Consider the following 13,636-nt stretch of genomic DNA (forward strand, 5'->3'; position numbering starts at 1 on the left):
GGACTTTTTTCGAGCATACGAATGCGGGCGCAGGCGCCCGAAACATGTAAGGCAAGACGAAACACATGGCGCAGCAACCCTACATCGTTGGCAACTGGAAGATGAACGGCAGCCGGGCCATGTTGGCCGAAGCGCGCGCGATCGATCGCGGCGCGCACCGCGTGACCACCGTGCAGGTCGCGCTGGCGCCGCCATTCCCGCTGATCGCGCTGCTGGCCGAGGAAGCGTCGGCGATCGGTGTCGGCGGGCAGGATTGCCATACTGCGATCAAAGGCGCGCATACCGGCGATGTCTCGGCAGCGATGCTGGCCGATATCGGTGCCGGTTTCGTGATCGTGGGGCATAGCGAACGCCGCCGCGATCACGATGAAACCGACGCGCTCGTGCGTGAAAAGGCACAGGCCGCGCTGGCGGCGGGCATCGGCGTGATCGTGTGCGTGGGCGAAACGCTGGCGGAACGCGACGGCGGCCATGCCGAAACAGTTGTCGGGCGCCAGGTGACAGGATCGCTGCCGTTGGGCGATGCCGCGATCGAGGCGGCGCTGCATGGCAATCTGTCGATCGCGTACGAGCCGGTATGGGCAATCGGCACCGGGCGCGTGGCCGCGGTGGCCGATGTGATCGCGATGCATGCCGCAATCGGCGCACGGGTGACCGATCTGCTGGGCGAGGCGGGCAGCAAAGTGCGCATCCTGTATGGCGGATCGGTCAATGGCGACAATGCTGCTGAACTGCTGGCTGCGCCGGGTGTTACCGGCGCACTGGTCGGCGGCGCCAGCCTTGCCGCCGAGACGTTTCTGGCGATCGTGGGCGCCGCAATCAAGGCGAACTCTTGAATCCGGATCCGGAGCCGGGGTTGCACTTGCACGACCCCGCGCTTAAGTGCGCACATTGTCCGGTCATGCGGAAACATCTTTCGGTCGAGGTACGATGACCTTTTTTCTTTTCCTTACCGTGGTTCAGGCGATCATTGCGGCTTTGCTGGTGACGGTAATCCTGATGCAGAAATCGGAAGGCGGCGGCCTTGGCGTCGGCAGCGGCCCGTCGGGCTTCATGTCGGCACGCGGCGCAGCCGATTTCATGACGCGCGCGACCAGCGTGCTGGCCACGCTGTTCGTCGGTCTGTCGGTCGTGCTGGCCACGCTGGCTGTCAACGCCACCGCGACGCACAAGATCGACACCTCGCTCAATCGCGCGGCCGCGCCGATCGATCCGCTGGCGGGTGTGCAGAACGGTGGGGGGGCACCGCCACAAGCGCCTGGTGCAACGCCAGTAGCGCCTGTATCGCCAGCTGCAACGGCGGCATCGCCAAGCGCAACGCCGGCATCATCCAGCGCAGCAGCGCCGGCACCGCGCAACCCGGCGCCTGCGCCTCAGCCTCACAACGCCGCGCCGGTTGTGCCAAAGGCCACGTCGGCACCACGCGTTGTCGCGCCGGTCCAGCCGAGCGCTGCACCCGCATCGCCGAGCCCTGCGCCGGCAGCGCCCAGCGCTGCGCCCGCGTCCACGCCGTCTGTTCCTTCGGGTGCTGCGACGAATTGACACTGTCCCGGTCGGCACGGCGTTTGCTACCGGGCTGATCATTGAGCGAATCGCAAGCGCGGCCATAACCGCCCCGTTCGCTGCGACTGAACTTTGTGCCGACGGATTCGGCCCGATCATTCATGACTTTTGGGGGTAAATGCGGATTGCGGGGGATATTCCCGCAAGTTCGCTTGCACCCCTGTAACCTTGGACATTAAGGCTCAACTCCCATGGCGCGGTACATATTTATCACCGGCGGCGTGGTCTCCTCGCTCGGCAAAGGTCTGATGGCGGCAAGCCTTGCGGCGCTGCTGCAGGCGCGCGGATATCGCGTGCGCATCCGCAAGTTCGACCCTTACCTGAACGTCGATCCCGGCACGATGAGCCCCTATCAGCACGGCGAAGTCTATGTGACCGACGACGGCGCCGAGACTGATCTCGACCTTGGCCATTACGAACGCTTTACCGGCGTTTCCGCGCGCCAGGCCGACAACATCACCTCGGGCCGCATCTATCGCGACATCATCATCCGCGAACGGCGCGGCGATTACCTGGGCGCCACAGTGCAGGTGATCCCGCATGTGACCGACGCGATTAAGGAATTCGCGCAGGCCGAAACCGACGATCTCGATTTCGTGTTGTGCGAAATCGGCGGTACGGTCGGCGATATCGAAGGCCTGCCGTTCATCGAGGCGCTGCGCCAGCTGCACAACGAAATGGGCCGCGAAGGTAGCTGTTTCGTCCACGTGACGCTGGTGCCCTACATCGCGGCAGCCGGCGAGCTGAAGACCAAGCCGACCCAGCATTCGGTGCGCGAGCTGACGGGCCTGGGCATCCAGCCCGACATCCTGCTGTGCCGCTGCGAAAAACCGCTGCCCGAAAGCGATCGCGCCAAGATCGCGCTGTTCTGCAATGTGCGCAAATCGGCGGTGATCCCCGCGCTCGATGCCAGCAGCATCTATTCGGTGCCGTTGCAATACCACCTCGAAGGGCTCGACAACGAAGTCCTGCGCCATTTCGGCCTGACCGCGCCCGAGCCCGGGCTCGACCGCTGGAAAGACATCATCGACCGCTTTCACAATCCCGAAGGCGAAGTGACGATCGGCGTCGTCGGCAAATACGTCGGCCTGCCCGATGCGTACAAATCCTTGAACGAGGCGCTCGTCCACGGGGGCTTGGCCAACAAGGTCAAAGTCAACATCCGCTGGATCGACGCCGAACTGTTTGAACAGGGCGATGCCGAAATCACCGCGCAGCTCGAACCGATGCACGGCATCCTCGTGCCCGGCGGCTTTGGCGAACGCGGCACCGAGGGCAAGATCGCCTCGGTCCGTTTCGCACGCGAACGCGGCGTGCCGTTCTTCGGCATTTGCCTGGGGATGCAGATGGCCTGCGTCGAAGGTGCGCGCAACACCGCCGGTATCGCCGGCGCCGGCTCGACCGAATTCGGTACGCCCGCCGACCCGGTCGTGGGCATCATCACCGAATGGATGACGCCCGAGGGCCTGCAAACCCGCGCCGAAGGCGGCGACCTTGGCGGGACGATGCGCCTGGGCGCCTATGAGGCGCAGCTCAGTGGCAACAGCCGCGTTGCGTCGGTCTATGGCGCCACCACGATCAGCGAACGCCACCGCCACCGCTACGAAGTCAACGCCGCCTACCGCGCCCCGCTCGAAGCCGGCGGCCTGGTGTTCTCGGGCATGTCACCCGACGGCCTGCTGCCCGAAATCGTCGAGCGTCCCGACCACCCGTGGTTCATCGGCGTGCAGTTCCACCCCGAACTAAAAAGCCGCCCGCTCGACCCGCACCCGCTGTTCAGAGATTTCATCAGCGCGGCGGTGAAACAGGCGCGGCTTGTGTAACTACGCGTTTTTTGTCGTCATTCCTGCGAACGCAGGAATCCAGTAGCGACGCCTCGATGCCACGCGAAATATCCCCGACGGTCTACCTGCTGGCCTCGCGCCGCAACGGCACGCTGTATGTAGGAGTCACGTCAAACCTGCTGCAACGCATCTCGCAACATCGCAACGGCCAGCCTGGCAGTTTCACTGCGGCTCATGATGTCAAAATGCTGGTCTGGTTTGAAGCGCATCCAACAATGGAATCCGCCATCTTACGAGAAAAGCGTCTTAAGGCGTGGAAACGCGGATGGAAACTCGACCTGATTGAAACGGTCAACCCCGACTGGCGCGATCTCGCAACGGATTATGGATTCGAACTGTTGCCCCTGGATTCCTGCGTTCGCAGGAATGACGAGTGAGGGGTTGAGTTTGTGAACACATTCGAAAAAAGGGCGGACCGTCGCCGATCCGCCCCGTCACTTTACACTACAACAGCAATTACGCCGCAGCGCTGGTACCGCCGTCGATCACCGCCAGCGGCTTCTGGCCACCGATCAGCACTTTCTTCGGCTTCATCGCCTCGGGCACTTCGCGCACCAGGTCGATCGAGAGCAGACCGTCGGCCAGTTCGGCATTGTCGACGCGCACGAAATCGGCCAGTTCAAACCGGCGTTCGAACCCGCGGTTGGCAATACCCACGTGCAGGAATTGCGCGACATCGGATTCGGGCTCGGCCCTGTTCCCTTTCACCACGAGCAGGTTCTGCTGCGCAGTGATGTCGATTTCGTCGGATTTGAATCCGGCGACGGCAAGCGTGATACGGTACTGGTCATTGCCGCGACGCTCGATGTTGAACGGAGGGTAATTGTCCCCGGTCTGTGCGCGCGCCTGGCGTTCCAGAAGGTCGAACAGACGATCGAAACCGACAGTGGTCCGACGGTAGGGGGTAAAATCAAGACTGGTCATGGCATATCCTCGCGTTAGAGCAATGTGCAGTTGCCGATGCGAACCCTTGTTTGGCGTCCACACCGACCATAGGTTGGATCATGCCCGGCTTGCGGCGCGTGATCCGATGCGTCATGTGTGGTGGCCGATCCTGAATTCAAGAGGAAAAAATGACAGAATCTGCGAGCCCCCACGTCGAAATCTACACCAAATGGGGCTGCCCCTATTGCTCGCGCGCCAAGGCGCTGTTCGAGCACAACGGCATTGCCTATGTCGAATACGACACCACGATGGGCGGCCCGAAACGCGCCGAAATGCAGGAGCGCGCTCCTGGCGCTAATACGGTGCCGCAGATTTTCATCGACGGTAAGCCGATCGGCGGCTGCGACGAGCTGATGGCGCTGAATGCCAAGGGTGAGCTGGCGGCCTTGCTCGGCAAATGAGCACGCCTTGTGTGAAAATTGCGCTGTTGCAGATGACCAGCGGCATCGATCCTGCCGCCAATGCCGCGACGATGGCCGACGCGGTGTCGCGCGCGGCGGGCGAGGGCGCAGCGATGCTGTTCACGCCGGAAATGGCCGGCTTGCTCGATCGCGATCGCAAGCGCGCGCGCGAACACATTGTGTTGGAGGCCGATTGCCCGACTTTGGCGACCTTGCGCGATGCGGCGGCGCAGGCAGGTATCTGGCTGCATGTCGGATCGTTGCCGGTGCTGGCGGACGGGGATGGCGAGGGCCGGTTCGCCAACCGCGCCTTCGTGATCGACCCCACCGGCGCAATCGTGGCGCGCTATGACAAGATCCACATGTTCGATGTCGACCTGGCCACCGGTGAAAGCTGGCGTGAATCCGCCGCCTACCGGCCGGGCGAACAGGTGGTGACAGTCGAATGCCCGGTCGGCAAACTCGGCCTGGCGATCTGCTACGACTTGCGCTTCCCCGCGCTGTTCAACGAATTGAGCGCACGCAAATGCGACGCGATCACGATCCCGGCGGCATTCACTGTGCCCACCGGCGTGCCGCACTGGCACGTGCTGCAACGCGCGCGCGCGATCGAATCCAGCGCGTATGTCATCTCGCCGGCACAGACCGGCGTCCACGCCGATGGCCGCGAAACCTACGGCCATTCGCTGGTGGTCGACCCCTGGGGGGAAGTCCTGCTCGACATGGGCACGTCGCCCGGATTGGGCTTTGCCATGCTCGATCGCGCGCGGACGGACGATGTGCGCCGCCAGGTCCCCAGCCTTGTCAACCGGCGCCCGATACCCCAACTGAGCGCATGATCGTTTTCGACCTCGAATGCAGGACCAACGGCCACCGTTTCGAAGGCTGGTTCGGATCATCCGATGATTTTGCCGAGCAGCAGGCACGCGGGCTGATCGCCTGCCCGATGTGCAACAGTGCCGACGTCGCCCGTGCGATCAGCGCGCCCAACATCGGCCGCAAATCCAATCAGCACACCGAGCCGGCACGCCAGACTGTTCTGCCCGCAGCGCCAACGCCTGCGCCCGCGCCAGCCGCCCATGCGAACACGCCGCTCCCTCCCCAAGCTGTCGCCGCGCTCAAAGCCATTGCGAAAATTCAGGCCGAAGCGCTGAAAACCTCGACATGGGTGGGCAAACGCTTTGCCGACAACGCCCGCGCGATGCACTACGGCGAAACCGACGCCGCCCCGATCCACGGCGAAGCGACGCCGCAAGAAGCGCAAGCCCTCCACGAGGAAGGCGTGTCCATCGCCCCGATCCTGTTCCCGATCGCTCCGCCCGAAGACCTGAACTGAACGTCCGCGCCGGTCGCTGCGAGCATTGCACCGCGCCGCCAACCGTCTTATGGAACGACCGGGGCGCCCGTAGCTCAGCAGGATAGAGCACCAGATTCCTAATCTGGGGGCCATGGGTTCGAATCCCGTCGGGCGCACCATTTCTTGGCGGGAGGGCTGGGCCCATTACGCAAAAGCCGGGTAAAGTTGCGGCCTTGGCAATAAAATCGGTATATTTGGACGAAAAATTGCGTATTCGGTATTCCGATGGGCAGGTTTAGCCCTGCCAGGAGCGTGAGGAGCCAACCTTGCGCACCATCGGGGTGAGGAGCAATGCCAATGAGCTGGACCAGACGATCGGTGCCATCGCGTCCCCGGGATCTGACGACGGCGGGAACGGCCTGATGGCGCAGGTCATCCCCGAAAGCGCCGACTATGTCATCATCGGCGGCGGATCGGCTGGCTGCGTGCTGGCCAACCGGCTGAGTGCCGACCCGCGCAACCAGGTCGTGATGCTGGAGGCGGGCGGGCGTAACACCGGCCTGCTGAACGTCATGCCGGCGGGTATGGCCACCTTGATGCGCGGCCCCAATGCCAGCAACTGGGCGTTTGAGTCCGAACCGGTCGAGGCACTGGGTGGACGGCGCATGTTCGTGCCGCGGGGCAAGGGCTGGGGCGGCTCGTCTTCGATCAACGGCATGCTGTATGTCCGTGGCAACGCGGCCGATTTCAACCAATGGGCGCAAATGGGCATGCGCGGTTGGGGCTATGACGATGTGCTGCCCTATTTTCGCAAGTCCGAGGACGGGCCCGATGGCGAAAATGCCTATCACGGCAGCGGCGGACCGTTGCATGTCCGCTTCGGGAAATCGCGCGAACCGATCTACCCCGCATTCATCGCGGCCGGCGTCGAGGCGGGTTACCCCGAAACATCCGATTTCAACGGTGCGGTACAGGATGGGGTTGGCCGCTATCAGGTCAATATCGAGGGCGGCAAACGTGCCGGCGCGCGGCGTGCATTCCTCGAACCCGCATTGTCCCGCCCCAACCTGGTCGCGGGCACGAATGTCCATGTGACCGCGATCGTGGTCGAGCAGGGCCGGGTCGTCGCGATCGACTATGCGCAGGGCAAGGACCGGGTGAAGCGGCGGATCGCGGTGAAAGGCGAGGTCGTGCTGTGTGCCGGTACTCTGCAATCACCCCAGATCCTGGGTCTTTCGGGCATCGGCGATCCCGAACGCCTGTCGGCGCTGGGCATACCACTGGTTGCCGCATTGCCCGGCGTCGGGCGCAATCTGCAGGATCATGTGGATATTGCGGTCACTTACACGTCGCGCCTGCCGTTGTTGTGGTCGCGGACCAAAGGTTTTCGCGCAGGCCTGATCGGCTTGCGCTACCTGCTGCGGCGCGACGGGCTCGGCGCCGAAAATTCGCTGGAATCGGGCGGATTTGTACGTAGCCGTCCCGAACTTGACCGGCCGGACCTGCAGATCCAGTTCATTCCGGGTGCGATGTTCAATCACGGGCAAAAGGGCATGCGCCCGTTCGACGGGTTTTCGATCGACATGATCGCGCTTCACCCCGAAAGTCGCGGCGAAGTGACGTTGCGTTCGGCAGACCCGTTCGATGCACCTGCCATCCATCCCAATCATCTCGCAACGCCCGGCGATATGGCCACGCTGCGAGCGGCGGTGCGGATCGCGCGTCACATTGGCGCGCAGCCTGCGCTTGCGCCCTGGCGCATCGATGAGGTCGATCCCGGGCCCGGCGTGACCGAGGATGCCATGGTCGATGCGTGGACACGCGATCATGCCGCGACAATCTTCCATCCCGTGGGCACCTGCCGGATGGGGGCCGCAGATGATCCGGGTGCTGTGGTCGACGCGGCGTTGCGCGTGCGCGGTGTCGACGGATTGCGGGTTGCCGATGCCTCGATCATGCCGACGATCGTCAGCGGCAACACCAACGCCGCGACCATGATGATTGCGGAGAAAGCCGCCGATCTGATTCTCCATGGACGGTGATCGGCACGAGCCCGGCTGCCGCATTGTGATGTTTATGGCTGGATTCCATGGCGCGCGCCAATCTCCAAGCCGAAGTCGTGCGGGAAAGCCCGTATTTGGGCATTACCCACAATGATGGCGTTCCGGCCAGCGCCCTTGGCAGCATAAAGCGCTTTGTCGGCAATCGCGAACAGGTCGTCTGCGTCATAGCAGTACGGATCTGGTGCAAACCCGATCCCTGCCGACGCACCCAGGACTAGGGTTTGGCCCTGCCATGCGATTGGCCGGGCAAGGCTTGCCAGCAACCGGGCAACCTGGGACTTGAGCGCAGGCGGTGAAGTGTCGGCGTGTGACAGCACAGCAAATTCGTCACCGCCGATGCGTGCGACGAGCGGCGCATCGGCAAATGCTGACGCCAGCCGCTGCCCGACCATTTTCAGGCAGGCATCACCGGCAGCATGACCGAATTGATCATTGATCTGCTTGAAATTGTCGAGATCGATCAAGAGTAGAGCACCGAGCGGGGTGACGCCCGGTTGCGCGCGCGAGCCGTTCAGGAAAAGGTCTTCGTACCGAGCCCGGTTCGCCAAGCCCGTCAGGGGATCACGCTCGGCAAGGCTGCGCAGCGCGTCCCATCGCTGCTTTTCGTCGGTAATATCCTGTTTCAGCCCGAACAGCCGCGAATGTCGTCCATTTTCGCGGACGACATCAGCGCGCAGCCGCATCCAGCGGCGCTGACCGTCGGGGCGTACGATCTGTGCCTCCATTTCGAACGGGCGTCCGTGCATGATTGCCTCGGCGCGCAACCGCTCCATGATTTCGCGCGATTGATCGTCGTAAAGCTTGACGATATCGCGTCGATCAACCCGATCGGTTTTGGCCAGGCCGAAGATATCATAGACACCCGGTGTCCAGGCGAGCGTGTTATCGGCCAGATCGCATGTCCACGCCCCGATGCCGGCCTGCACAAACGCCTGAGCAAAAAGCGCGTTGACATCACACTTCACGGCGGCGGCATCCTGCATGCCAATTACCTGATGCAGCATCGCATGCCCCTCAATTCCAGGGTCGTAGCCTATACCGGGGAAATCCTAACAAGCAGTAGCGTGAACGGCGCCATGCGGGACTCATGTCGTGTCGTAACGGTGGCTTTTGCTGCGCAGGAGCAAGCCTCCTCCGGCGCTATAAAGGGTGTGACCCCGCCGATCGACGCGGCGATTCTCGTGCAACAGCCATCAACTGACTGGGACAGGCCGCGACCAGGCGCGAGGGGAACGAAACCAGTGGCCCGTCTTTTTGCCCGTGAGCGGTTTATGCCTGGCGGCTTGTTCGTGAAAATGGGTGACCGGGACGAGGCACCGGTGGTGCGCTCGTCCGTGCGGGCGACCACGCAAAAAAGCTTGGCCTGTCTGATCCACTTACCATAATAACCGCCTGACCAGCGCCAATTCAAACGAAGTGAAAATTGGCACTGGTCAGGCTGGACGCAGTTACGCCGGTCAACCGGATGGTATCATTGGCATCGAGCGTGATCACCGTGTCCGAACCCTGCTGGGTGAGGTCGCCCGAGTTCAGCAGATAGCTGTAGTTCTGGAACGTGCTGGCACCGAGCTGGATCACGTCGCCAGAGCCGAATCCGATCACCGTATCCTGGCCGCCGATGCCGGGGGAGAACGCCAGGGTCTGGTTGCCGGCGTCGAGGCCGATACTGCTGTTGCCCGAAAGGTTTGCAGTGTTGCCGCTGTTCATGATCGTGGCTTGCGCGCTGACCAGGTCGATCGTGCCGCCCGAGCCCCATACCGTATCCCAGGTGCCGTTGGTACCCTGCAACGTCGCGACATTGCCGCTGCCGCCGCTGAAGCCGATCGTGTCGCCGCCGCCGGTGATCACGGCTTGCGCGCTGGTCAGGTCGACCGTTTCCCCGCCCGGTGCCCAGACCGTGTCGGCGGTGCCGCCGGTGGTATAGAGTCCGACGACGTTGCCCGAACCGCCGGCAAAGCTGATCGCGTTGCCGCCCCCGGTGATCGCCGCCTGCGCGCTGGTCATGTAGATGGTCTCGCCGCCTGGCGCCCAGACCGAATCCCACGTGCCGCCGGTGTTGTAGAGCCCGACGATGTTTCCGCTGCCGCCGGCAAAGCTGATCGTGTCGCCACCGCCGGCGACTGCCGCTTGTGCACTGGTCAGATAGATCGTCCCGCCACTGGGCGCATAGATCGAATCCCATGCGCCACCGGTGTTGTAGAGCCCCACAACATTGCCGGTGCCACCAGCGAAGCTGATGTTGTTGCCGCCGCCCGCGACCGCGGCCTGCGCGCTGGTCAGGTAGACCAGGTCGCCGCCGGGTGCGTAGACGCTGTCCCACGTGCCGCCGGTGTTGTACAATCCCACGACGTTGCCGGCGCCACCGGCAAAGCTGATTGCGGCGCCGCCGCCTGTCACGGCCGCCTGCGCATTGGTCAGGTAGACCGTGTCGCCGCTCGATGCCGTAACCGAGTCCCAGGTGCCGGCCGTGTCGTACAGCCCGACTGCATTGCCCGTGCCGCCGGTAAAGGCGATGGCATTGCCGCTGCCGATCAGCGCCGCCTGCGCGGACGACAGATTGAATGTGGCGCCCGAGCCGGTCACGCTGTCCCAGTTGTTGGCTGTGCCGGACAAGGCAAACGTCTGGCCGGCGTTCGCCAGCAGTGTATTGTTGCCACCGTTCAGCGCGACGGTGGTTGCGGACAAATTGACTGAGCCGTCGGCGAATTGGATGGTCTGGACACCGTTCAATTGCGCGACGCTGCCCGATGGGCCGAACAGCGCCACCCCGCTGGCGCTCTCGGTGATCGTGCTTGCGGCTTCATTGCCGGACGCCACGTATGTGGTCTGGCCATTGCCGCCGGTGACAGTGACCGGGTACGCGCCAGCATAGATCGTCGTGGTGCCGCTGCCGGTCTGGATGATCGTGTTGGCGGCATTCTGTGCGGCCAGATAGATCACGTCCGTGCCCGCGCCGCCGATGATCTTGGATACCGAGCCCCCGAACTTGCGCAGATCGAGCGTGTTGCCATTATCGGACAACACAAAGGTCAGCGCTGCGCCGGCATTGCCATAGGCCATGGGCGAGACGGTGCCGGCGTCGGTGATGGCAAAAGTGGTCAGCTGGGGGATATTGCCCAACGCCGTGTTGGCGATGCCGTTGATCCCGTCGGTGAAGGCGGCGAGCTGTTCTGTCGTCAGCTTGACCGTGGCGTTGGTCTCGAGGATCAGCGCCTGGACACCCGTCAGATGCGCGCCGGTCAGGTCGATGGTGTCGCCGGCAGAATTCCCGGAAAGCGTCAGCGCATTGTGCGCCGATGTGCCCGTGATCGTATCGGTAACCGCCGTCGTGGCGCCCGCCGCGTCGTTCATCGTGAGGTTGAACGTATCGGTACCCGCACCGCCGTCGAGCGTCGCGCCGGTTGCGTAAGCGTCGAGCGTGTCGTTGCCCGCAGATGCGATCAGCGTGCTGGTACCCGTGGCCGCAGCCTGCAGTGTCCAGCCGGGGCCATTGGGATTGACCGCTGCCTGGCTTGCATCGATCGTCTGCCCCGCGGTGGCCACGAAGACTGCGCCGATCGTGTAGGGATTGATCGGCCCGATAAGATCGGTGACCGTTCCCGGGCCGACGCTTGATTTGCCGGCCAGGCTGACATTCGTTACCCCAGCGACAGTGATGTCGCCGGAAAAATTGGTTATTTCGGCGAACTGCGCCGCGCTGATCGTGGCGGAGGTGATCGACGTTGCCGTCCTTTCCCATGCGGCAAGCGTCTGGATGTTGGTCAGGGTATCGCTGGTAAAATCCACGCTGTATCCGACAGGATTTTGATTGGACGTATTGAGCAAGATCTCGTTGCGTCCGGATCCGCCGTCGAACACCTGGCCAGCGGGAAAACCTGGACTGTTATTTATGTCCTCAGCAAACAGCACTATTGTATCGTTGCCCGTGCCGCCATAAAATTTGTTGAGCCCGGCACCAAGAAAATCAACATCGTTACCCGCGCCACCATAGACTGTATTGGCAAAATCTCCGACCGACACGACCTGGTCGGTGTCTGCCATCCAGATCGTTGCCGAAGTGCCTATGTCGGGATAAATGTTAAAGTACGCGACGTCTGAGGCCAGCGTAAATGCGCTCGTGCCGATGTTCGTTATCGAGTAGTTGGTGGTATAGTCGTTATAGAAATCTGGGTTCCCATCACCCACCACACCATACGATCCGTTGAAATATTTGATCGCTCCCATTTCGGTCGTACTGAGGAGGACGCCGTAATCGCCTTTCGTAAAGGTCGTGTCGTTGTCGGTGATTGCGGTGACGCCTACGATCGTCGCAGTGCTTAGGTCCACGGGAGTGGTCGGAGCATTGCCGGTGGCAACGGCAATCGCGTCCCTGTTTCCATCGCTGATAAACTTTGAATTCGCCGGGACCAGCGATGGGGACGAAATGGTGATCGTGTCCTGGTAGGGGCTGAAATAGAAAGTGCCGGGGGTGGTAGGCTGGAGACTGGCAGAAAGCGTATATGGAATATTGGCGACGTTGTCGCGGACCATAACGTCATATATGCCGGTTGTTGTAGCGGTAAACGTAGTTGTCACAGCCCCTGCGGAGGCGGCGTTCGAGCCCTCGAATTCAAGGGGCGTATCGCCGGCATCTGTAGCCGCATAGACCGCGAGCGTTACGCCCGGTGATAGCCCGCTTTCGCTGAAAGTGTAGGTGTCGCCCGCCACAAGCGAAATTGCGAACCAGTCCGCGTCGTCTTGGTTTTCTATCGAGGCATTGACCGATCCGCCTACCGTCAATGCGCCGGGGTTTGCCAGTGTGTAACTATCGACAGCATTGTTTGCGGCGATAGTATAAGCCACATTCGAGACGCCAGAACGTTCTGTAAGCTCTACCGCATAAGTCCCAGTTGTATCGGCAGTAAAATTGTAATTTATAACGCCGGTGCTCATCGTGACAGCTTCGACCGCATGGCCCAGATCGGATGCCTTTGCGAGCGGCTCGATGTTCAGGTAGGCTTCATTACCAAGGCCGCTCACAACAAAGTTGTAGGTATGGCCAGCTTGCAGGTTGATTTCAAACCAATTGGTATTGTTGGCACTTTCGATCGAAGCGTTGGTCGTCTTTCCGATGGTCAACGTGGTGGGGTTGGCGAGAGTATAACTGTTAGAAACCACTGTTGCAGTGAGGGTATAGGTGCGAAGCTGATTGTCCGAATTGTTGATTGATACATAATAAATTCCGGTTGTATCCGCGGTTAAGTTTTCGACAGCGTTCCCCGATCCGCTAGAAGCGTCCGCACCTGCGAAGTTCCCGGAAAAATCGTCTTCCGTAGTCGCCACCACTTCATCCGAATATGGCGCAAGACCTGCCACTGTAAAATCGTAGGTCGTGCCGGCGGTCAGTTCGACGGCAAAATATTGGGAGGTCGATGGCGTCCCGGTCGTCGCGGTCAGTGTCTGACCGACGATCAGCGTGCCTGGATTTGCCTGAGTATCTTGTGCCATCGCCGCATCTCCCAAACCATATCGCCGCGTCCCCTG

General features: G+C 62.2%; 11 protein-coding genes and 1 tRNA gene. 9 read left to right on the top strand and 3 right to left on the bottom strand.

Annotated features, from left to right (window positions below; all coding sequences use genetic code 11):
• The first annotated feature begins 65 nt into the window (after nucleotides 1-65).
• From tpiA to ACOOE2_RS09765, 4 genes are all read left to right on the top strand, one after another.
• Nucleotides 66-836: a triose-phosphate isomerase gene (tpiA, locus tag ACOOE2_RS09750; RefSeq protein ID WP_420382818.1), complete on the top strand. Its 771-nt coding sequence runs from the start codon at nucleotides 66-68 to the stop codon at nucleotides 834-836.
• 94 nt (nucleotides 837-930) lie between these two features.
• Nucleotides 931-1,542, top strand: a complete 612-nt coding sequence (gene secG, locus ACOOE2_RS09755) for a preprotein translocase subunit SecG (RefSeq protein WP_420382819.1) — start codon at nucleotides 931-933, stop codon at nucleotides 1,540-1,542.
• 212 nt (nucleotides 1,543-1,754) lie between these two features.
• Complete coding sequence (locus tag ACOOE2_RS09760; protein WP_420382820.1) at nucleotides 1,755-3,386, top strand: CTP synthase; 1,632 nt, start codon at nucleotides 1,755-1,757, stop codon at nucleotides 3,384-3,386.
• 56 nt (nucleotides 3,387-3,442) lie between these two features.
• A complete protein-coding gene (locus ACOOE2_RS09765) occupies nucleotides 3,443-3,784 on the top strand; it encodes a GIY-YIG nuclease family protein (RefSeq protein ID WP_420382821.1) in 342 nt (113 codons plus the stop codon).
• A gap of 79 nt (nucleotides 3,785-3,863) precedes the next feature.
• On the opposite strand, the gene ACOOE2_RS09770 is transcribed toward ACOOE2_RS09765, so the two are convergent.
• Nucleotides 3,864-4,331: an Hsp20 family protein gene (locus ACOOE2_RS09770; protein WP_420382822.1), complete on the bottom strand. Its 468-nt coding sequence runs from the start codon at nucleotides 4,329-4,331 to the stop codon at nucleotides 3,864-3,866.
• Nucleotides 4,332-4,480: 149 nt separating this feature from the next.
• Here ACOOE2_RS09770 and grxC point away from each other — a divergent pair, with 149 nt between their 5' ends.
• The 5 genes from grxC (at nucleotide 4,481) to ACOOE2_RS09795 (ending at nucleotide 8,092) form a co-directional block, all read left to right on the top strand.
• On the top strand, nucleotides 4,481-4,753 hold the full coding sequence (grxC, locus tag ACOOE2_RS09775) for a glutaredoxin 3 (protein ID WP_420382823.1): 273 nt from the start codon (nucleotides 4,481-4,483) through the stop codon (nucleotides 4,751-4,753).
• Entirely contained in the window at nucleotides 4,750-5,592 is an 843-nt protein-coding gene (locus ACOOE2_RS09780) for a carbon-nitrogen hydrolase family protein (RefSeq protein WP_420382824.1), read from the top strand. Before grxC ends, ACOOE2_RS09780 begins: the two co-directional genes overlap by 4 nt.
• On the top strand, nucleotides 5,589-6,089 hold the full coding sequence (locus tag ACOOE2_RS09785) for a DUF1178 family protein (RefSeq protein WP_420382825.1): 501 nt from the start codon (nucleotides 5,589-5,591) through the stop codon (nucleotides 6,087-6,089). The genes ACOOE2_RS09780 and ACOOE2_RS09785 overlap by 4 nt, the downstream gene beginning before the upstream one ends.
• Nucleotides 6,090-6,152: 63 nt before the next feature.
• Nucleotides 6,153-6,229 (top strand) — tRNA-Arg (locus tag ACOOE2_RS09790).
• 147 nt (nucleotides 6,230-6,376) lie between these two features.
• Nucleotides 6,377-8,092 carry a GMC family oxidoreductase gene (locus ACOOE2_RS09795; protein WP_420382826.1) on the top strand — a complete coding sequence of 572 codons (1,716 nt, stop codon included), beginning with the start codon at nucleotides 6,377-6,379 and terminating at the stop codon, nucleotides 8,090-8,092.
• A 32-nt stretch (nucleotides 8,093-8,124) separates the two neighbouring features.
• Here the strand turns inward: ACOOE2_RS09795 and ACOOE2_RS09800 are convergent, their stop codons facing one another.
• Both ACOOE2_RS09800 and ACOOE2_RS09805 read right to left on the bottom strand, forming a co-directional pair.
• Entirely contained in the window at nucleotides 8,125-9,117 is a 993-nt protein-coding gene (locus tag ACOOE2_RS09800) for a diguanylate cyclase domain-containing protein (protein ID WP_420382827.1), read from the bottom strand.
• 403 nt (nucleotides 9,118-9,520) lie between these two features.
• Entirely contained in the window at nucleotides 9,521-13,600 is a 4,080-nt protein-coding gene (locus ACOOE2_RS09805; RefSeq protein WP_420382828.1) for a beta strand repeat-containing protein, read from the bottom strand.
• Nucleotides 13,601-13,636 lie beyond the last annotated feature (36 nt).

This window comes from Novosphingobium sp. (genome assembly GCF_965214355.1).
Lineage (GTDB): Bacteria > Pseudomonadota > Alphaproteobacteria > Sphingomonadales > Sphingomonadaceae > Novosphingobium.